Source organism: Desulfovibrio sp. GTC20076, from assembly GCF_055385905.1.
The window spans coordinates 914,381-936,690 of the sequence record NZ_AP039366.1; the positions used below are offsets into that span (position 1 = coordinate 914,381).

A 22,310-nucleotide genomic window follows, 5' to 3' on the forward strand; every position below is an offset into this window, starting at 1 on the left:
GACTGCACGGCGCGTCGATTGGCAAAGAGGTACGGTTATGCTTTATGCGCGTGATTTGGGGTGGCCACAGGATATTATTAACAAATACCGTGCGGAAGATTATTGGCGCGATGAAACGTTCAATACCCTTCTGCAGGATGTTGCCGGGCGCAAGGGAGACTGCATGGCAGTTGTCGATGGCAATGTTCGCCTCACCTATGCAGAATTCAAGGAAATGGTTGACAGAATTGCGGGAGGTTTTGCCGCTCTTGGCCTCGGGGCCGGCGACCACGTTGTGGTGCAGCTTCCCAACTGCTGGCAGTTTCTTGTTGTTTTTTTCGGCCTGTCACGGCTGGGAGTCGCTCCGGTTCTGGCCCTGCCTGCGCACAGGCTATCAGAAATTTCCTCCTTCACAGGGGTAACTGAGGCAAAAGCCTATATTTGCGCTGCCAGGTCGGCCGGTTTTGATTACCGGCAGCTGGCGCGTGAACTGCAGGAAAGGCACCCGGGCCTGAAGCACGTAATCGTAAGCGGCGAGCCGGAAGAATTCATTTCCCTTGAAGGTCTGTTGGCGTCATCGACCGATCTTCCTCAAGATCCTGTTTCGTCAGATTCACTGCTCTGTTTTCTTCTTTCTGGCGGCACGACCAGCGTTCCCAAGCTGATTGCCCGCGTTCATTGCGAATATTCGTGCGTCACCCGTTACAGTGCCGCCGCCAACGGTTTTGATGAAACCACGGTATATCTGGCTGCACTGCCAATGGCACACAACTTTCCGCTCGGCGCTCCCGGTGTGCTGGGAACGCTTCAATGCGGCGGTACCGTGGTCATCGCCGAAACCCCTGAACCGGATATGTGCTTTGACCTTATTGACAGGAACATGGTTACCCATACCGCTCTTGTGCCGCCCGCAGCTATACTCTGGTGCGACATGGCCGAATTGTTGGAGCGCCAGAATACCTTTCCAAGTTTGAGCAACATCCAGGTTGGTGGTTCACGGGTTGGCGAAGACCTTGCCCAACGCACTACAGAAATCTTTGGCTGCCGCTTTCAGAATGTTTTTGGCATGTCTGAAGGTCTGATCAGTATGACCCGTATGGATATGGATGAGGAAATAGTCCGCAATACGCAGGGATTGCCCGTGTGCCCGGCTGACGAGTTTCGCATCGTTGATCCTGCTGGCCGTGAAGTGCCTGATGGAGTCGTGGGTGGCCTGCAGATTCGTGGACCGTACACCATACATACTTACTTCAAACGGCCCGAAGCCAATGCGGAATCATTCACCGGGGACGGATTCTTTTGTACCGGGGACCTTGCTCGGCGCAGGTCTGATGGTTGCCTGGTGCTTGAAGGGCGTGAAAAAGATCAGATCCAGCGGGGAGGCGAAAAGATCATTCCCGAAGAAGTGGAAAATGTTCTTGTCGCCCACAGGGAAGTCCGGGATGCGGTTCTTCTGGGCATTCCCGACAAGCTGCTTGGCGAAAAGATCTGCGCCTTCATCTTTGTGCATGAACACAGGGATGAAGAAGAGGTCAATGACCGCGCCCTCCGGCGCTTCCTCCAGAGTGAAGGGCTGAGTACGTTCAAGATTCCTGATCAGTTTATTTTTGTTACGTCTTTTCCAAGTACGGCAGTGGGCAAAAATAACCGCCGCAAACTGAGGGAGCAGCTTCTTCAGCAATACTACCGGAGCGTCAGTGTTCCTGCAGGAGTGGAAAATGCCAGTTGAAGCGCCAATTACCTCGCGCGAAGGCCTGCGTGCCTGGGTGGCAGCCGCGCTCAATTGCTCTCCGGAGGCAATCGACGAGAATGATTCGCTTATCGAACTGGGACTGAGCTCCCTTATGATGATGCGCCTTCCCGTCATGCTCAAAAAACAGGGGATAAGCATAAAGCTTGCGGATATGCTGAAAGACGCCACAGTGGCAAGCTGGGTCCGGCTTATGGCGGGCGGGCAGGACCGTGTGAAGGCAGAAGCCCTGCAGCCGGTTGCGGACGGGCAGCCCTTTGCCCTTACGGACATGCAGCGGGCGTACCTGTTCGGGCGTCAGACCATTTTCCCGCTGGGGGGAATCGCCGCGCATGGCTATCTGGAAATAGAAGCCGTCGGTCACGGCTTTGACCTGCCGCGCCTGGAAAAAGCCTTGAACAAAACCATTGCGGCCCATCCTGTGCTGCGAATGGTCCTGACCACTGACGGTCGTCAGGCTGTGCTTGAAAAAATACCCGACTACACCATTGAATACAGCCATGGACCGGAAAAAAAAGTAAAATACCGTGCCGCCATGCAGGCGGAAATTCTGCCCGCCCACACATGGCCCCTGTTCAAGATTTGCATGACTGGCAGCGATGATTCACCGCACAAATTCCTGCACATCAGTTTTGACATCCTGTTGTTTGATATTGCCTCTCTTGCACTATGGCTGCGTCAATGGCACGGGTTTTATGCGGGGATAAGAGCGGACATAGAACCGCAGGGCCGTCATTTTTCGCAGTATATCATTGAAGCTGAAAATAAAAAGACGAGCAGGTCCGCAGAAGAGCACCGGAGCTGGTGGCGCGCGCGCGTCGATGATCTGCCCCATGCTCCACAACTGCCGCTGGCACGGCAGCCGCGGGAGCTTACACCCCCTGCAATCTTGCGGCAGGAATCATTTATTGAGCCAGAAGCCGCAAGCCTGCTCAGAGGGCAGGCCGCCAAGGCAGGAGTAACCGCCGCCGGGTTGTTTACCGCCATTCTGGCTCTGGGACTTTCACGCTTCAGCCGCTCTCCGCATATGACGCTCAACCTGACGCTTTTTGACCGTTCGGGTGAGCGGGCAGCGTATGACGGCGTACTGGGAGATTTTACCTCCATGCTGCCGGTGGCGGTGCACACGGGTGACGGGCAAAGCTTCAGGTCGCTTTGCCAGGCTGTTCATGCCGAAATATTTCAGGCGCTTTCCCATGCTGAAGTCAGTGGAGCGGAAGTAAGTGCAGAGATTGCGCGCGCTCAGGGAATGTCCAATGAAAATCCTTTACCTGTTGTTTTGACCTGCGCAACAGGCGATGGCGCGAGTTATCTGGACGCCGCTGCGCTGTTTGGCAAACTGGTCTTCGCCCGCAATCAGGCGCCGCAGACCTGGATAGATGTGCAGGTTGTGGATTATCAGGGCGGCATTTCCGTCATCTGGGATTACGTGGCCGGCCTTTTTCCCGATGGCCTCATTGACGAAATGTTCGGCCTGTTCCTGCAGCTGTGCCATGAATTGACGGACAGTGTAGCATGGTCTTCTGTAGCCCAATCGCTGTGCGTGGACAGGATGGAACCCGCAGTTCTTGAGACTCTTCCCGGGGCCGACCGGAATCTCGTGGCTCCGTTTCTTGAAAACGCCATCATGCATCCCGGCGCTACGGCACTGATAACGGCGGAAAAAACGGTCAGCTACGGCGAGCTGGAACGTCTCAGCCGCGCTCTGGCGCAGCGGCTTGCCGCCTCCGGTCTGGTGCAGCGTGGCAGCCTGGTGGGAGTGGCGCTGCCCAGAGGTTGGCGTCAGATAGTGGCAGTTCTGGGCGTTCTGCGCGCCGGGGCGGCCTATCTGCCTGTGAGCGTCAACGACCCCGCTGACCGCATCGCGCTGATATTTGCAGAAGGCAAGGTTGCCGCTGTTGTGTGCGATGATGAGCGTGCTCGTACTATACCTGATGCCTTCGCAAAATTTGTCGTCGACGATGATGTGCCAGCGGCGGAAGTTGATTCCGAAACACTGCTTCTGCCAGCCGATCCGGATGATGTTGCCTATGTAATCTTTACCTCCGGTTCAACGGGCAAGCCAAAGGGCGTTGCCGTTTCTCATCAGGCTGCATTGAATACGATTTTCGATGTCAATTTCAGAAATGCCGTCACTTCGAAAGACCGCCTGCTTGCCGTATCGCAGCTCAATTTTGACCTTTCAGTCTACGATATATTTGGAGCACTGGCAGTGGGGGCGTCGCTCGTCATTCCCCCTCATGCGGCAGTTCCTGACCCTCACGAGTGGGTGCGGCAGATCGAGACTGCGGGGGTGACCGTGTGGAACTCTGTTCCGGCGCTAGCGCAGCTGCTGATCGAAGCCGTACCTGCCTCGGGCGGATCAATAGAGTCACTGCGCCTGTTTATGCTCAGTGGAGACTGGCTGCCGGTTGATCTGGCCAGATCCATTCTTGCCCTGCGGCAAAAGCCCCGATTGGTCAGTATGGGCGGCGCGACGGAGGCTGCCATATGGTCGGTTGAAAAAGTAGTGAAAACCATTGCGCCCGATCAGAACACAATCCCCTATGGCAAGCCGCTTTCCGGGCAGATCCTCTATGTGCTGGATGCCGCCATGCGGCCTTGCCCGCAATGGACGCCGGGCGAAATCTATATTGCGGGCGTGGGGCTGGCTGAAGGCTATCTGCACAGGCCGGAACTGACAGCCAGAGCCTTTGTGCTCCATCCCGTGACTGGAGAGCGATTGTACCGCACGGGTGATTGGGGGCGGCTGCTGCCTGACGGCGATATAGAATTTCTGGGTCGTGAGGACACCCAGGTCAAGGTCAATGGTATGCGCATCGAGCTTGGCGAAATTGAAGCGGCCATGACCGTATTGCCGGGGATCAGGCAGGCAGTTGCCGTCATTGCGGAAAATAGCGGCGTCAGGCAAATAGCTGCGTTTGCTGTACCGGACGGCACCCTGACGCTTGACGAAAAACTCCTGCGTGAGGCGCTGAAAAAGAAGCTGCCCTATTCATGGCTGCCTTCTGTCTTGTGCCTTGAATCAACCCTGCCTCTTTCGGCCAATGGCAAAATTGACCGAAAAGCTCTGGCCGTCAGGGCAGGCCACGCCCTGCATGCAGCGCAAACTGAAAAAACAGCACAGCCGGAAACAGAAGGGCAGCGGAAGATCGCTGATGTGTGGGCCTCTGTGTTGAACGGCGCCCGCCCAGGAGTGACAGTTTCCTTTTTCGACGCAGGGGGAACCTCCTTTCTTGCCATGCAACTGGCTTCCAGGCTGGCAACCTTGCTGGAGCAGCCCGTTCCGGTGGTTTCCATCTTCCAGTACACCACCATTGCCAGCCAGGCGAAGCATTTCATCGAATCTGAAGGATTACAGCCAATGAACTCCGGCCGCGGCCATGTTCGCGCCCAGAAGCTTGGGGCATTGGCCGCCCGGGCACGCCAGAGGGGAAGATTATGAGTGATGACTCACTGAAAATAGCTGTAATAGGTATGGCCGGGCGCTTTCCCGGCGCGGATGACATTGGCACATTCTGGCACAACCTGAAGTTGGGCATATCCGGCGGCAAGGTCCTTTCTCAATCTGACGATGGGCGAGTTCACTACGGTTTTCCGCTTGCGGATGCCGACCGGTTTGATGCCGACTTTTTTGATGTGCCTGCGCGCGAAGCAAAAATGCTGGACCCGCAGCACCGCCTGTTTCTGGAATGCGCCTATTCGGCCTTTGAGCATGCGGGCATTGCGCCGCGCAGTCCACGGCAGGTCACGGGCGTTTTCGGCGGTTGCAATTTCAACGGATATGCCCTGCGGTTCGCAAACCGGATTTTGCAGGCGAATCCTCTTGATCTTGTGGACATGCTTGCTGCCAATGACAAGGACTATCTCGCCGCCCGCGTTGCCTACAAGCTGAACCTGAAAGGTCCGGCCTTGACGGTGCAGTGCGCCTGCTCCTCTTCATTGGCTGCTGTGGTCACGGCTTGCCAGGCACTTCTTTCCGGCCAGTGCGATGTAGCTTTGGCTGGCGGCGTAGGACTCAAGACCAGCGAAGGCGAGGGGTACAGCTACGAGCCGGAAGGCCCGCTTTCCGTTGACGGCCACGTGCGTGCCTACAGTGATGACGCCAGTGGCGTAAACGAAGGCGAAGGTGTTGGCGCGGTTGTTCTGAAGCGCCTTGATGATGCCCTGCGTGATGGGAATGTCGTGTATGCCGTTATTTCTGGCTATGCCATCGGTAACGATGGGGCAGACAAAACCGGCTTCTATGCGCCATCGGTGACGGGACAGGCCGCGGTCATTGCCGAGGCACTGGCAATGTCCGGCGTTGACCCCCTGGAAATAGGGTATGTCGAGGGGCACGGCACCGGAACGCCCATCGGCGATCCAATAGAAGTGGCGGCGTTGGTGCAGGCATGGCAATTGCCCGATACCGCGCCCAGGCAATACTGCCGCCTGGGTTCCGTAAAAACGGGCCTCGGCCATCTGAATGCGGCTGCCGGGGTGGCAAGCCTGATCAAGACCGTGCTGGCGCTGCATCACAAAATCATTCCGGCTTCTCTGGATTTTCACGCACCCAATCCCCGGCTGAGTCTTGAAACGACCCCCTTCAGCATTGCCGGCCATACCGCAGACTGGGAAGTGGCGGCAGGAAAAACCCGGAAGGCGGCGGTAAATTCTCTGGGAATTGGCGGAAACAATGTGCACCTGATTCTGGAGGAGGGGCCGGAACCTGCTGTAACGACATATTCCGGAGCGGCTCTTATTACCCTGTCCGCCAAAACGAAAACCGCCCTGGAAAAAAGGGCGGTGGAACTGGGCGCATGGTTACGGAAACACCCGACCCCCCTGGCCGATGTGGCGCATACGCTTCTTCGTGGGCGTGACATGCAGGCTTTTCGCCTGAGTCTTGTTTGTGAAGATGCCGCAGCGCTTTCCGCCATGCTGGAATCACCGAGACTGCTGCGCAAGTCTGCACGTCTTGACGATCCGGATAAAGCAACCCCTGTGGCCTTTCTCTTCCCCGGCTTCGGTTCGCAGCATCAGGGTATGGCCGTAAATCTGCGCGATACCCTGCCGGCTTTTAAACAGCCCTTTGACCGGATATGCGCAACCTTTGACAAAGAAACGGGCATTGATGTGCTTGCTGCCATCTCCAGCGCAGAGGCGCTTGCCGACACGGAAACAGGAACTTTTGCCCTGTTTGCCGTTGAATACGCTTTGGCGCGTCTGCTGATGGATCTGGGAATAATGCCTTCCATTGTGATGGGGCACTCTGCAGGAGAATACGTTGCCGCCACAATTGCTGGAGTATTTTCAGAGGATGATGCCGTTCGTCTGATTGTGGAACGTTCACGGCTGATCGGCAATTCGCCGGAAGGCGGAATGCTCTTTGTGCAGATGGGGCATGAGGATCTGCGCGAGCGGTTGCCCGGCGGCGTTTCCATTGGCGCGGTCATCACCCCAGATGGTTGCGTTGCTTCGGGGTCCATACAGGGCATTGAAGCTCTGCACGCTGCGTTGAGCGCAGAAAATGTGCCTGCATCAAGAATCGCAGCAGACAGAGCCGGGCACTCCAGCCTGCTGGAAGGCGCAAAGCCCCATCTGCGCAAGGTGCTGGAAAGCGTTGTGCTCCACAGGCCACGGATCCGCATTCTCTCAAACGTCACCGGCGCTCTGCTGTCGGACAGCGAAGCTACTGACCCCGACTACTGGGTTCGCCAGATGTGCGAGCCGGTGCTTCTTTCAAACGAGATTTTCACGCTTTGCGATACAGAACAGGCCGTCATGCTTGAGGTTGGTCCTTCACGCAAGCTGAGTGCCATGTTGCGTAGGCATCCTGCCTTCAGGGACAGGCCGCCGCTGATTCCGATCATGCCTTCAGAACAGGGCAAAACCAGCGAAACAGCTGCACTGCTTGAAGCTCTGGGGCTGCTGTGGCAGGGCGGTGGCCTGGCAGACTGGGAAAGGGTGGATGCATTGTGCGGCAATGGGCGCACGGTAGCCCTGCCCGGCTATCCCTTCGAGCGCAAGCGGTTCTGGCTGGAAGGCCAGGATAAGGACACCGCCGGAAAAAGTGCGCCTGGTAAAGGGCAGATATCAAGTCTTTGCTGGCAGCAGATGCTGTTGCCCCGGCAGACTGCATTTAACGGGCTTGTAGGCTTTATCGGCAATGAAGGCGTTGGCTGGGCCGAAGCGCTTAAAAAACGGGGCTGGAGCACAGCAGTGTTTCAGACGCTTGATGCCTTGAAGCGTGGGGTAACGATCCCCGACGTGCTGGTGGACTGCCGCTTTGGCGGTGAGGGGGCCGATTGCCTGGATGCCGCGGCCACTGTCTGCCGCCAGGCTGTGGAACTCTGTTCCTGGCTGGCTGAATCCGCCGGAGGGCGTGACCTGAGCGTCTACTGGCCCACGGCGGGAGCTGCGGCTTTCGGCACTGAAATCCCGCATATCGACAAAAGTGCCTTGCTGGCTCCGGCTCGCGTCTTGCCCTTTGAGGCAAAAAATACGCTGGGCTGCGTACTTGATGTGGAAAAAGGTCTGTCGCACGAAGAAATGGCTTACATTCTGGCAACAGCCATCACGCACCGTCTGGCGTCCACGGCATTGACCTCTCTGGTGGCGGCCCGCTCCGGCGCATTCTGGCAGGAAACTCCGATGGATATCCCGCTGACAGGCAAAGCCGTATCAGCCATGCGGCTGCGGCAGGGGGCAGCCTATATTGTATTGGGCGGCAGCGGCGGCATTGGCCGCACATTTATGCATGAACTTGCAGCGCAGGCCGATGCGCAGCAGTGCCGCATCACGTTGGTACCTGTGCAGCGCCAGCCGTGCCCTGCCGACTTCTGGGAGCAGGTTGAAAATGATTGGGCTGCAGTTCAGCCATGCTCTGTGGATCTGAATGACCACGAGGCGTTCATGAAGGCTGTGGATATTGTGCTGGAGCAATACAAAAAAATAGGCGGCATCGTTCATGCCAGTGGTGTTGCCGGTGGCGGTTTGATGCAGGCGCAGTCCAGCAGAGTGCAGGATACGGAAAACTGGAACACCAAGGTTTTTCCTCTGCTCGGAATTGAAAAGATTTTGCAGCACAGGAACGTAGATTTTGTGGTTCTCAACTCTTCCATCGGCGCTTTATGCGGTTCGGTGGGGCAGTTGGACAATACAGTGGCAAACACACTTCTGGACGCCTGGTCCTCCCGGCAACAGGCGCAAACGGGCACGCGCGTCTTGAGCCTGCGGTGGGATGTGTGGCGGCAGGTCGGCATGATAAACAGGATGGCCTCGTTGCACGAACGCCTTTCCGGGGAAGAACTGAAAGGAGGAATCACGCCGGACGAAGCTATGCGGGCCTTCAGAGCCTGCTTCGCTGCCGGTGTGGCAACGCCTGTTGTGAGCGGCCGCAATCTGTTTTCCATGCTGGATGAATCCCGCGCCCGGCGGGGGCTGGCTACCGATGCGCTGGAGTCGGCGGACCTTAAGGTCGAGGGCGCGGCATCGCAGCGTCCGGCGCTGGCTGTCCAATGGAAGGGCGCGCGTCATGTGCTGGACAGAGTATTGATTGACCTTTTTGAGTCGCGTTTGGGCCTCACAGGAATTGGCATCGACGACGACTATGTCGAACTGGGGGGTGACAGCCTCATGGCCATGCCACTGGCAAAAGAAATACGGGAACTGCTGGACCTTTCTTCGTTCAGCGTTGCCCAGATTTTTCGCCGCAGAAATGTCGCCAGTATTGCAGACGCTCTGACGGAATCTCCCGAGGAAAAAGAACGCCTTTTCGCGCTGGCCGAGCTACTTGAAAATATCAAGGGGATGACGCCGGGTGAAGTTTCAAAGTCTCTGGAGGCTCTGTCATGAGTATGACTGCTGAACAGATGCAGCTCTTTGCCCGGCTGGCAAATAAAAAAGGCCTTGCCAGACCGTCTCAAGAAAAAAATCCGGCAGACAGCGAAGCGCCGCTTGAATTTCCAATGACCGATGTGCAGTGGGCCTATTGGATTGGCCGCACGACAGGCGTCAAACTGAGCGGAGTGGCAAGCCACGGGTATCAGGAATTCGACTGCGGCGCGCTTGATGTCGACCTGCTTCAGACCTCCTGGGACAAGGTCATAGCCCGGCACGACATGCTGCGCGCCACGGTGACTGGAGATGGCGTGTTTCGTGTGCAGTCCGAGGTGCCACCTCTTCGCTGGGATGTTGAAGACCTGCGCGGGCTGGGTGCGGAAGAAAAGAAGCATCGTCTGGAAGCCAGACGGCAGGCTTTTTCACACCGTATTCCCGATCTTTCTGTATGGCCGGTGATCCTGCTTGGGGCCAGCATCGTTGCTGACGATTTCGTGCGGATACACCTGAGCTGCGATGCCGTCATGGCAGACGTATACAGTATTGGCAATTGTCTGCGGGAGCTGGGAGCATTTTACTCTGACCCGCACTGCGAGCTGCCTGCCCCCGGTATGACTTTCGGGCAGTATATGGAGGAACAGAAACGGAAAGAAAAGTCTGCGTTTTACGAAAATTGCCGGGCGTACTGGCATAGCCGTCTGGCGGATTTTCCGGCAGCGCCACAGCTGCCGGTACGGGAAAATCCTCCGCAGGCCCAGCGCTTTTGCCGCCTGAGGGCCGGGCTGCAGCTGGAAGAATGGGTGGCGTTCAAAGCCAAGTGCGCCCGGTATGCCCTGACTCCTTCAGTGGTTCTTTATGCGGCCTTTGCGGCCATAATGGGAAAATGGGCGGCCAAGGCGGAATTTTGCCTCAATGTGACGGTTTTCAACAGGGATTCAGAAAACCCGGCTATCAAGGATGTAGTGGGTGACTTTACTTCCACGATGCTTTCAACCGCCAGAAAAATACGCCAGGAAGAAAATTTTATTGATTACGCCAAAGCGCTTGACGCTGTATTCTGGCAAGATTTCGAACACAGCGCCTTTTCCGGCATAAAAGTTCTTCAGGCCCTATCCGAACGTCGCAAGCATTCCGTCCTGATGCCCATCGTGTTTACCAGCACTATTGGCGCGGGCGATGTGGGTGAAATACTTGACATCAACAATGGGGTGTTCGGCAAACCCGCGTATACCATAACGCAGACTCCCCAGATATGGCTGGACCATCAGGTTCTTGAAGAAGACGGAACACTGGTTTTCAACTGGGACGTCGTTGAGGGCATTTTTGATGATGCCGTGCTCACCGACATGTTTGAAAGCTACACCAGATTTGTTGAAATCCTTGCACATCCGGATACGGACTGGCAAAGGCCCGTTGAAATTCCCCTGCCGGAAGCACAGCAGATGCGCCGTAGCGCGCCACCACCCTCGTTCCACCGGGACGACAGGCTGCTGCACCACGGTTTTCTGGATCACGTTCTGGCCTCGCCGGACAGGGTAGCCATCATCGCGCCGGACCGCACGTTGACTTACGGCGAACTTTTCACGGCTGCAAAGGATGTGGCCCGGCGTTTGAAAACAGTTTTGCCGCAAGACGCCAAAGACATGCTTGTGGCCGTGGCCCTGCCCAAAAGCTGGGAGCAGATAGCGGCGGTTCTGGGCGTACTGCTCACCGGCGCGGCGTATGTGCCCGTAGATCCGGCATGGCCTCTTGCCAGGCGCATGGCCGTGCTGCAGCAGGGCGCCCGTGCGGTTGTGGCGGATGCGCAGGCCTTGCCCGCGGAATGGGCCGGTCTGCCGCTGGCAGCTGTCGGACCTGTTGGCAAGCCTGAGCCAGCCAGCAGTGCGGACCTGATTTCATTGCAGCGTTTTTCTCCTGACAGGCTGGCCTACGTCATCTTTACCTCCGGAACCACAGGAACGCCCAAGGGCGTCATGATGACGCACGAGGCAGTGCAGAACACCATTCACGATATCAACGCACGGTTCAGCCTTTCCTCTGAAGACAGCGTCTTTGCGTTGTCGGCCCTTTCATTCGACCTTTCCGTTTACGATATTTTTGGTCTGCTTTCGGTGGGTGGGCATCTTGTGCTGCCGCACGATGCGGAGCTTCGCGACCCTTCCGCCTGGGTACGCCGCCTTACCGTGCATCCAGTGACACTCTGGAATTCCGTGCCGACGCTCTGGCAGATGCTTGTGGAGCATGGCGAAACACCGCCGCGCATGCCAAGGTTGGCCCTGCTTTCTGGCGACTGGGTGCCGGTTCGTCTGCCTCGGGAATCAGCCCGGTTTTCGCCGGGAACAAAACTTGTGAGCCTGGGCGGAGCCACAGAGGCGGCCATTTGGTCCATTGCCTATGAAATGTCAGTCGAAGACCCCCCGGCAGGCTGGAGATCCATTCCCTATGGGCGCGCTCTGACCCATCAGAGTGTCGAGGCCCTGCATGAAGATCTGACCCCTTGCCCGGATGACGTGGTTGGCGAGCTTTTTATCGGTGGGCGGGGGCTGTCCCTTGGTTACCTGGGCGACGCAACCCTGTCGGGTGAACGGTTCATCCCCCATCCTGTTACCGGCGAAAGGCTTTACCGCACAGGCGATATGGGCCGATGGCGAAGCAACGGGCAGATTGAGTTTCTGGGCCGCAGGGATACGCAGGTCAAGATCAACGGCCTGCGCATCGAGCTTGGCGATGTTGAGGCTGCGCTGTCATCCCTTGCGGGCATTGCAGCGGCGGTTGCATCTGTGGTGCCGCTGGCTGGGGGGATGGACGGTCTGGCAGCCTATATCGTGCCGCAGAATGCAGAGGTCCCGCCCCGGCCGGGGGAACTGCGCGAAGCCCTTCTGGCGAAACTGCCTCATTATATGGTGCCGCAACGCTATGTATTTATTGAAAGTTTACCTCTCTCTGACAATGGAAAAGTGGATCGTAAGCGGCTTCCTGTGCCGCGCTTTGAAGAAGCTGTGCCGGATGAAACAGGTTCGGAGCTTGAAGAGTGCATCCGCGCTGTTGTGGCACAGCACCTCGGCGTCTCGTCCTTTGGACTTGATGACAAGTTTTTTGATCTTGGAGCCACATCCCTTTTGATGGTGAAGATCCACCGCGGTCTCAATCAGGTTCTGCCTGATCAGATCGCTCTCATACAACTCTTTGAAGCGCCAAGCGTGCGGGCTTTGGCCCGTCTGATCGCGAAAGAAGAAAATGACGCGGCCGGCAAAGGGCGCGGGCATGCGGAGAAGAGGTTGGCGGCACGGAGTTCGCGCCGGAACAGAACCGGGAGAGAGAAATGATGAAGTCGTATGAAGACAGGGTCGACGCCATTGCGGTTATTGGCGCTTCCGGGCGTTTTCCCAAGGCTGGGACGCTCGAAGATTTCTGGGCCGCGCTGCGGGACGGAAAAAACTGCACGGACACTGTTGGTCTTGAAATTCTGAAATCCAGCGGCGTTACTGATGCCGAGCTTGATGCCGAGGGATATGTTACGGCAATGGGCCGTCTTGACGGTGTGATGGAATTTGATGCTGTTTTTTTTGGTCTGAGCGCCCACGATGCCTCCTTGATTGACCCCCAACAGAGAAAATTTATCGAGTGCAGCTACGAAGCGCTTGAAGAAGCCGGGTATGCCTTTGATTCGCCTGACCGCCGTATTGGCGTGTATGCTTCGGCCAGCCATAGCTCCTATTTGCCGTCAGCCATTCTGGGAGCTGGCACGGCACGTGTGACTGAAGCGCTGCAAATGGCCATCGGCAATGACCGCGATTACCTCGCCACGCGGGTTTCCAACCTATTGAACCTGACAGGCCCCAGCCTTACGGTGCAGACGGCATGCTCATCGTCGCTTACAGCCATTCATCTGGCCTGCCAGAGCCTGCTTGCCGGTGAATGCGATATGGCCTTGGCGGGCGGGGTTTCCATTACTCTGCCGCAAACGGAAGGCTACCATTACCGCGAAGGGCTTATTCTTTCGCGGAGCGGCGTGTGCCGCCCTTTTGACGCGTTGGCTGACGGAACTGTCAACGGCAATGGCGTCGGCGTTATTTTGCTCAAACCCCTTGATGTGGCGCTCAAGGACGGTGATCTTGTTCGCGCCATTATCCGGGGAACCGCCGTTAACAATGATGGATCGGATAAGGCCGGATACACGGCTCCTTCGGTTCGGGGAGAGGCCTCCATCATATCCGAGGCTCTGGCGGTAAGCGGTGTTGGGGCGGAAGAGGTGGGATTCGTTTCAACGCATGGCACTGCGACAGCCATCGGGGACCCCATAGAAGTGGAGGCCCTGGCCCGGGTTTTTGAAACGGCGCAAACAGAAAGCTGCACCTTGGGAGCGGTCAAGGCCAACATCGGCCATCTTGACGCGGCAGCCGGGGTCGCCGGATTTCTGGAGGCCATGCTCGCCCTTGAATACAAGGAACTACCGCCAGTTGCCGGATTCAATACGCCCAATCCCGGCCTGCGCCTGCATGAAACTCCTTTTGTCATCAGGAAAAAAGCTGTCGCGTGGAATGCGGACAAGCGCTTTGCCGTTGCAAACGCTTTTGGCTTTGGCGGAACCAACGTGTCGGTGATTCTGGAAGAAGCTCCAAAAAGGGAAAACCGGGGTGCGAATGCGGGAACCGGACCTTTTATCCTGCCGCTCTCCGCCCCCACGCCAGAAGCCTTGCGCATCTTGATGCAAGCATGGCAGGCCTGCCTGGAAAATTGTGAAAATGTCGCTGATGCCTGCTGGACAGCTGCCTGCCGGCGCAATCACTTCGCCTGCCGCACGGCAGTGGTTGGGCAGACGCGTGAAGATATTCTTCGTGCTCTGAAGGAAAAAACGCGAGAAGACAGGGCAGATGGGGCAGATCCGGCCGGGAAAACATCTCTGAAAAATCCGAATTTCCCGGCAGCGGAATTTTTGCATTGCCTCTGCGTTTCGTTTGAAAAAATCCGCACAGTTGTAAAGCGACAGGCAGTTTCGGCCTCCTTGACTGTTGAGGCGGCTCTGGCGCAGCAAAATTTCTGCACGGATGTGCTGGCCGATATCTGCCGGGAAATCGGGATAGACGCCCATGAGCTGCAGTTTGTGCCCGGGGACAGCGTACAGGAAAACAGCGTCCTGTTTTTGCGCAAAGTAGCCGAAGCGTATGAAGCGGGCGGATCCGTGCGTTGGGGATTTTTGCTTGCGGGAAGAATGGCGAAGATACCGCTTACGCCCTTCAGCCGGACCGAGCATTGCCATGCCCTTGCCCATCGCCGTGAGTGGGTGCCATCTGACCCCGTCAGTTCCGCTCAGGCTGCGGCGGCCAGAATGGCCGTTTCAGCCGAGTATATTCTGGAGCCGGAGTTGTTGGCGCAACGAGAAGTTTTACTTGAAAATCTTTGCGCGGCAGGGGTGGCGCGCGCGTTCGCCCGTCTTGGCTTTCCCGCCAGGGCAACGCTGGCTGGCGCGCTGGAAGCCATGCGTATTCCTTCCCGGTTTTCACAGCTTGCTGAAAGACTTGTGGAGGCATTGCACGAAAGGGGAATGCTGCAAAGTGAAGGAGATTGCTACCTGAACCTTGAGGAGATTTCAGACGCGCGGTTCGACGCACTTAAAGGAGCCACGCAGTCTGTCTGGGATGCCTGGGGCGCCATGAAGCAGATGGTTGTTTCAACCGTGGACCATCTGCCGGATCTGTTGCAAGGGCGGCTTGACCTGCGTGAAACGTTCATGCCCAAAGGGGATTTGAGCGGCGCTCGCCGGGTGTACTCTGAACTGCCCAATTCTACATACTTTAACAGCCTTGTGCGGGAACACGTGCGCGAATGGCTGGCTTGCGCCGCATCTGGAGGAGCCGTTCGCATTTTTGAAATCGGCGGTGGAACTGCCGCCACAACAGAGCGTATTTTACCCTTGCTGCCGCCAAACAGGGCTTCTTACACGTTCACGGATGTTTCCCCGGTATTTTTGCGGCAGGCGCAAGAGCGCTTTGGCGAATACGATTTTCTGCGAACGGGCATTTTCAATATGGAAGAAAGTCCTGAAAAGCAGGGTTTTGAAACCGGTATTCACGACATCGTCATTGCTGCCAACGTGCTGCACGCTGCGGAGGATCTGACTCAGGCGGTTCGGCATGCGTCTTCCCTTTTGCGGCCAGGCGGATTGCTTCTTCTTTATGAGATCACGCGGGCCAATTTTTTGGGTGAAATCACTACCGGGCTTCTTCTGCCGAATATCACGGACAGGGACGTGCGCGGCATTCAGCCTATGGCCTCCAATGACCTGTGGAAAGATATCCTGGCGTCCAACGGGTTTGAGGATGTACGCATACTGCCGCATGAAGGGCAGAGGTCCGCCGTGTTGCCCGACAGGGTAATTTCGGCCCGTCGGCGGACTCAGGCCGACCATATGGATATGGATGTGGCGCTTCCCCGAAATTGTACTTACCAGACTGTCTGGAAGCCTAAAAAAGTTATGGGCGGCAGCGTATCGCTGGGTATGGTTCTGCTTCTGGCCGGCAATGGCGACGTGCCGCTTTTTGAAACGGCGGCGCAGCAGCGTGGGCTGCTTGTGCGGCATGTGCCGGAATCTCTGACGGCGGCTGATTTGCAGGAATGGACGCGCGGCCATTCCCTCTGCACAGTTCTTGATGCCAGGGCCATGAGCGAAACTGAACCATCTCACGATTGCGTAGAGCAGGAGCGTCTTTGCGGCGGGCTGCTGAAGCTGCTCGCAGAATTTACCTCCGCAGATTGCCCAGGTGTGGAATGGAACTGGATTTCCCTGACCTGGGGAGCTGCAGCAAAGGTGCTGCATCCCCAGCAGGCGGCCTTTTGGGGAATGAACCGCGTGGTGGAAATGGGACATCCCGAATTCCATCTCAAGCAGTTTGATCTTGCGGACAAAACGGCGCGTGCGGTGGAAACGGTCTTTGATGTTCTGCAAAGCGGCTCCAGCGAGGAACTTAATGCCATCGCGGACGACCAGTGGCTGGTGCCGAGACTGGAGCGTTGCGCTGTTTCCGATTTTCCCCTGAACAATGCTTCTCCCGACAAGACGGGCTGGCAGGTGATTGTTGGGGGGCTTGGCGGCATTGGCCTTACGCTGGCTGAAGAGCTTGCGGCAAAAGGCTTTCGCAATATAGCGCTTGTCAGCCGTCATGCTCCGGACACTGTGACAGCGGGCATACTTTCCGGATTCGAAAAACAGGAGTGCACAGTCGTTGCCGTCCAGGTGGACGTCACAGATTATGCTGCCCTTGACCGGGCTGTTGGCTCTTTGGAGGAGAGTGCTCCAGTGCGGGGCATTTACCACTGCGCGGTGGTCAAAAGGGTGCATGATGCTGATGAGCGTGCGCCGTGGGATGCTTTCCGCCAGATTTTGGCTCCCAAGGTACAGGGCGCGTGGAATCTTCATCGGTTGTCCATTGCCCGGCGGATGCATCTGGACCAGATGGTGCTGTTTTCTTCTTCTGTAAGTGTGGTGCCGGCCTACAGCCTGCCGCACTATGTGGCCGCCAACACATATCTGGACGCGCTGGCGGTCTGGCGGAAAGGGCAGGGCTTGCCTGCGCTTTCCATCAGTTGGGGGGCCTGGAAGGATGTGGGCACGGTTTCGGACCCGGCGCAGGCCGATCATCTCAGAAATGGCGGGCTTCATAGCCTTGCCCCCTCTGAAGCATTGGCACTTCTGGCAGCCGTACAGGAGCGCGATGTTTCGCATCTGGCTGTCATGAAGGTTGACTGGGCACGGTTGATGCGCCAGTTCGGGCACCGCGCTCCGGCATATTTCAAAAATGTTGCAGGCAGTGCCCGTGCAGAAGCGGAAAACCGTGTGTCTTCCAGTATCAGTCCGGCTCAGGATACTGCTTCTGCCCGGCAGGATGTTCTCGCTTCGCTTCGGGGCGCAGCCGAAGAAGCTGAACGGCGCGCATTGCTGGAACGATGGCTCACGGGCAGGTTTGCCGAGCTTTTGAAGATCGCGCCCGAGGCCGTTGACCATACGGTCAGCCTTTTCGATCTGGGTGTTGATTCGCTGATGTTTATCGAAATGTCCGATGGTCTTGAAAAGGCTCTGGGCATCAAGATTTCTCCCAGCAGCTTGTTGCAGGATTTTTGTATTGAAAAAATGGCCGCAAAGCTGCTGCCTGACTTGAAGCTGGAAACTGCAACGGCAAGTGCTCTCGCTGATCTGCTCATTCCCGAGCCGGAAAAAAAATATGAGCCTTTTCGTCTGACAGACGTGCAGAGAGCCTACTGGGTTGGCCGCCGTCAGGGGATGGCCTTGGGGAATACCGCTTGCCAGGGATATATAGAGTTTGACTGCGAAACTCTGGATGTGCCGCGTCTTGAAGAGGCCTGGCAGCGGCTGATTGACCGGCACGATACGCTGAGAACAATTATCGAAGAGGAAGGATTGCAACGGGTGCTCGAAAAAACACCCCCGTTCAGAATAACGGTTCATGATCTGGAAAATCGGCCTGAGGCCGAGCAGCAGGAGGCCCTTCAGGCGGTGCGCGACCGCCTTTCGCACAAAGTGCACGACCCTGCGGTCTGGCCACTTTTCGATATTGAAGTTTCTCTGCTTTCTGGCGATGTGCGGCGTCTTCATGTGCTCATGGACAATGTCGTAATGGATGGCCGGAGCATCAGCATACTCCTTGCCCAATGGGCATCGCTCTACCACGATCCGGAACTTTCATTGCCGGTGGAGGCTGTCTCCTTTCGGGATTACGTTTCGGCGGTGGACCGCTACCGGGCGACGGAGGCTTTTCACGAGGCGGAAACCTACTGGAAGGAAGAGGCCAGGCATCTGCCACCGGCACCGGCGCTGCCTCTGGCAAAGGATCCGGCATCCATCAGTAAGCCACGGTTCGTGCGGCACGACTACCGTATGAATCCTGCTGTCTGGGAAGCCCTGAAGGCAGCCGCAGGGCGGCATGGCGTAACATTTTCTTCCGTGCTTTTGGCCGCCTATGCGGAAGTTCTAGGTCTGTGGAGCCGTTCGCCCGATTTGACCGTGAACGCGCCTGTTTTTACCCGGCTTCCTGTGCATCCGGATATCAACAATGTGGTGGGCGAATTTACCTCAAGTGTGCTGGTGCGTTGCGAAACGGGCAGGAGCAAATCCTTTGCGGACAAGGTAAAGGCTGTTCAGCAGAGGACGTTTGACGGGCTGAAGTTCTGCCAGATGAGCGGTGTTGAGGTTATGCGGCGCAAAATCCGTGACGGTGCGTCAGCAGAATCCGTGCGGATGCCGGTGGTCTTTACCAGCACCTTTGGCTTGGCAAAAATGGCCGATACGGGGTTTGCTTCTTCCATTGCCGGATTTTCCTCGCTGGGCCGCGAGATTTACAATATCAGCCAGACGCCGCAGGTCTGGATAGACAACCACGTTCATGACCGCGACGGAACACTGAGTATTTATTGGGATACGGTTGAAGAGCTGTTTCCTGAAGGTATGGTCGGCAGCATGTTCGGGGCTTATTGTCGCCTGCTTGAACGTCTTGCCGAAGACGCTACAGCCTGGGGCGATTTTTCGCCCGCCGCGCAGGTGCCGGAAGAAGAGGCATCCGTACAGGCTGGGGCTGTTGCCGGGCTGCTGCATGCGGGATTTTTGCGAAACTTCGGGGAACAGCCTGACCGTCTGGCGGTTGTTGATGGCGAGCGCAGCCTTACCTATGCGGAGCTTTTCAGTGTAGCCGCTGGTCTGGCTGATCGGCTGGGCAAGGTGCTTGCTGCCGCCGGAGAAGATACGCCTCTTGTGGCGGTGGCGCTGCCCAAGGGCTGGCGTCAGGCTGCAGCCGTGCTCGGCGTGCTGTTTGCCGGTGCTGCCTATGTGCCCATTGATCCCAACTGGCCGCTTTTGCGACGCCGGGCCGTGCTTGAAGAAGCAAGGCCGGTTTGCATTGTCGCGCTATCTACGGAAAAACCAGAGTCCTGGAATGATATCCGGCTGTTAACCATCGGCGAAACCGCTTCACATGCTGTTGTGCCGGATAAGTTCCTCCAGGCCAGTCCCGACAGTCTTGCCTACGTCATCTTTACTTCGGGTACAACCGGAACGCCGAAAGGCGTTATGATGAGCCACGCCGGAGCGATGGTCACCATTGCGGAAATCAATCGCCGCTTCACCGTGACATGGGCTGACAGGGTGCTGGCTTTGTCGTCTCTTACATTCGATCTGTCGGTGTACGATTTCTTCGGCATCTGGACTGCCGGAGGCGCTGTTGTCATTCCGGCTGAAGGCGAGGTTCGAACCCCGGATGTCTGGCGGCGCCTGATGGAAGAGCACGACGTTACGGTTTGGAACTCTGTACCCATGTTCTGGCAGATGCTGCTGGAGTCCGGGGAATTGCCTGACAGGTCGCCCCGGCTGGTTCTTTTGAGCGGTGACCGTATTCCCCTGAGCCTGCCCGGAAAAAGCGCGGAGCTTTTTCCCCATGCCTGGATGGTAAGCCTGGGCGGCGCGACAGAGGCGGGCATCTGGTCTATCTGCCATGAAATGCTGCCGGACGATCCGCAACCGGGCTGGCAAAGTGTGCCGTATGGCAAGGCGCTTGCCGGGCAAAGCTTTCATGTGCTGCACGACGACCTGCGCTTCTGCCCCCGAGGCGTTGCAGGCGAGCTGTATATAGGCGGCGCAGCCCTTGCGCTGGGCTATCTGCATAATAAGGAAAAAACGGAAAAAAGCTTCATACGGCATCCTGTTACGCAGAAAAGGCTGTACCGGACGGGAGACCTGGGCGTCAGGCATGCTGATGGCGAAATCGAATTTCTTGGCCGTGCGGATTCGCAGGTGAAGGTGGGCGGGTTCCGCATTGAGCTTGGTGATGTTGAGGCTGCTCTTGCAGCCATGCCCGAAGTGGGTCATTGCGCCGTGGTGTTGGCCAAATCTCGTCAGCTTGCCGCCTTTATCGTGCCTGCAGACGGGGGCCGCCGCCCGTCAGAAGCGGCAGTGCGGCTGTTTCTTGAGGCAAGGCTCCCCCGGTATATGATTCCGGCTTCTGTCGACGTGATCGAGCGCATGCCCCTTACGCCCAATGGAAAGGTCGACCGGTCGGAGCTGATTGAGCTCTGCGCTGGAGACAGGCGTACGGCTTCGCCTGAAACACGTTCCAGCGGTTCGCCTTCCGAAACCATGCTTTGCGATATCTGGGGCGAAGTGCTGGGAGTTGCCGTGACGGCTTCGGACAACGTGTTCGCTCTCGGGGCGGATTCTCTTGCCGCCGTGCGGGCTGAAACACTGTTGAAACGCCGGTACGGCATCAAGCTCTCAATCCAGACGGTATTCGATCAGCCCGTTGTGCGTGAAATGGCAAAGTCGCTGGACGCGCACGTTCAGTCCGATGTGGCTACCTTGCGCGATTCCGGATCTTCAGACGTGCTGTTCTGCCTTGGCGACGCTGTCACCGACGGAAGCAGCTTTCACGAATTTGCCCGATACTGGCCTTTGGGCCGCGTCAAAACCGTGTCTGTCCTTCCCAAGGACAAGGATACTCTGGAAACCGTCATTGAGCGCATCAGCCGCCACATTTCCCTTACGCAACCGCAAGGCCCTCTGAGGTTGGCCGGTTACTGCGCAGGCGGGTTGCTGGTCTGGCTGGCTGCAGACCGGCTGCGCAAACTTGGCCGTGTGGTCGACAGGTTGATCCTGATCGACTGCATGCCGCTTCCCCCAGGCATCCATAAGGCGCCAGACTCTCTGGAAGGCATAGTGATGGGTATGGCCGGACACTCCTCGCCAGAGCTGCTTGAGAACCTTGGCAGGCTGTGCGCCATCCTCGAAAACGCGGAATACCGCGAAACTGACGTGCCCTTCACCTTTGTGGAAAGCCAGGAAATCACCGGACAGGGCATGGGCTTTGAATTCTGGAATTCACGGGCAAGGTTCGCTCACAAGATATCTTCACCGGGTAATCACGCCAACTGCCTGAAGCGCAAGCAGCTGCTTGAGTGGATAGGGCGGCTGATTGACTGGTACGAAGCGGACGGGGAAGAGCAGCATGCCTGAAACCAGCCCCTGGCTTATCTTTGACAAGAAACCCGGCCCAGATGACCTGATCCTGTTCTGCCTGCATTTCGCAGGCGGGCATGCGGCCCTTTTCAGGCAATGGCAGCAACATGCTCCGGCAGGCGTGGTTGTCTGCCGGGTGCAGATGCCCGGTCACGGCACACGCATGGCTGAAGAGCTCCTGACGGACATGTCTTCGCTTATCGACGGTTTGCAGGAGGCCGCGCAATGCTGGATCGGGCATCGTCACGCCTTTTTCGGCCATTCAATGGGCGGAACCGTTGCTGCGGAGTGGGCGATACGTCATCAGGGCGAAGGCTTGCCTTTGCCCGAGTGCCTTTTTGTCAGCGCATCGGAACCCACGCACGAAAACTGGTGGCCTCCCTGCCGGGATCTTCCCTCAGATGCGTTCAGGTCTTTCATTTTTAAGACCGGTGGCGTGCCCAAGGAAATTCTGGAGCATGAAGAGCTGATGGCACTTTTTGAACCCATCATCCGGGCGGACTATACCGTGCTGGAAACTTGGGCTCCAAAGCCGGTGCGTCCTATCCACGTGCCAATAGTCGCCTTTGCCGGTCTGGATGACCACGTTGTTCCCGTGGAGGTGGTGGCGGAGTGGGAACGCTTTGCCGCGGCCTCGTGGGAAATGCACATGATGCCGGGAGGGCATTTTTTCATCCAGACGCATTCCGAGCTTGTTATGCGCAGTGTTTTTGACCATCTGAAAATTTTATAAAGGAGCGG

At 57.3% G+C, this 22,310-nt stretch carries 6 protein-coding genes; all 6 read left to right on the forward strand.

Features of this window, described 5'->3' with window-relative positions:
- Positions 1-163: 163 nt before the first annotated feature.
- Genes ACZ495_RS04095 through ACZ495_RS04120 form a run of 6 tightly spaced genes read left to right on the forward strand, consistent with a single transcriptional unit; the run spans position 164 to position 22,302 of the window.
- The gene (locus ACZ495_RS04095) at positions 164-1,708 is read left to right on the forward strand and encodes a (2,3-dihydroxybenzoyl)adenylate synthase (protein ID WP_464262662.1); all 1,545 of its coding nucleotides are present in this window, start codon (positions 164-166) and stop codon (positions 1,706-1,708) included.
- Positions 1,698-5,174, forward strand: a complete 3,477-nt coding sequence (locus tag ACZ495_RS04100) for a non-ribosomal peptide synthetase (RefSeq protein WP_464262663.1) — start codon at positions 1,698-1,700, stop codon at positions 5,172-5,174. The genes ACZ495_RS04095 and ACZ495_RS04100 overlap by 11 nt, the downstream gene beginning before the upstream one ends.
- Entirely contained in the window at positions 5,171-9,568 is a 4,398-nt protein-coding gene (locus ACZ495_RS04105; RefSeq protein ID WP_464262664.1) for a type I polyketide synthase, read from the forward strand. Before ACZ495_RS04100 ends, ACZ495_RS04105 begins: the two co-directional genes overlap by 4 nt.
- Positions 9,565-12,879, forward strand: a complete 3,315-nt coding sequence (locus ACZ495_RS04110) for a non-ribosomal peptide synthetase (RefSeq protein ID WP_464262665.1) — start codon at positions 9,565-9,567, stop codon at positions 12,877-12,879. Before ACZ495_RS04105 ends, ACZ495_RS04110 begins: the two co-directional genes overlap by 4 nt.
- Entirely contained in the window at positions 12,876-21,566 is an 8,691-nt protein-coding gene (locus ACZ495_RS04115) for an amino acid adenylation domain-containing protein (RefSeq protein ID WP_464262666.1), read from the forward strand. Before ACZ495_RS04110 ends, ACZ495_RS04115 begins: the two co-directional genes overlap by 4 nt.
- Positions 21,559-22,302 carry a thioesterase II family protein gene (locus ACZ495_RS04120; RefSeq protein ID WP_012624959.1) on the forward strand — a complete coding sequence of 248 codons (744 nt, stop codon included), beginning with the start codon at positions 21,559-21,561 and terminating at the stop codon, positions 22,300-22,302. Before ACZ495_RS04115 ends, ACZ495_RS04120 begins: the two co-directional genes overlap by 8 nt.
- The last annotated feature ends 8 nt before the right edge of the window (positions 22,303-22,310 follow it).

What these genes read in the sequence shown, in the direction of transcription:
- ACZ495_RS04110 (WP_464262665.1), top strand. Translation starts at nt 9,565, where the DNA reads ATGAGTATGACTGCTGAACAGATGCAGCTCTTTGCCCGGCTGGCAAAT.
- ACZ495_RS04115 (WP_464262666.1), top strand. Translation starts at nt 12,876, where the DNA reads ATGATGAAGTCGTATGAAGACAGGGTCGACGCCATTGCGGTTATTGGC.
- ACZ495_RS04105 (WP_464262664.1), top strand. Translation starts at nt 5,171, where the DNA reads ATGAGTGATGACTCACTGAAAATAGCTGTAATAGGTATGGCCGGGCGC.
- ACZ495_RS04095 (WP_464262662.1), top strand. Translation starts at nt 164, where the DNA reads ATGGCAGTTGTCGATGGCAATGTTCGCCTCACCTATGCAGAATTCAAG.
- ACZ495_RS04100 (WP_464262663.1), top strand. Translation starts at nt 1,698, where the DNA reads ATGCCAGTTGAAGCGCCAATTACCTCGCGCGAAGGCCTGCGTGCCTGG.
- ACZ495_RS04120 (WP_012624959.1), top strand. Translation starts at nt 21,559, where the DNA reads ATGCCTGAAACCAGCCCCTGGCTTATCTTTGACAAGAAACCCGGCCCA.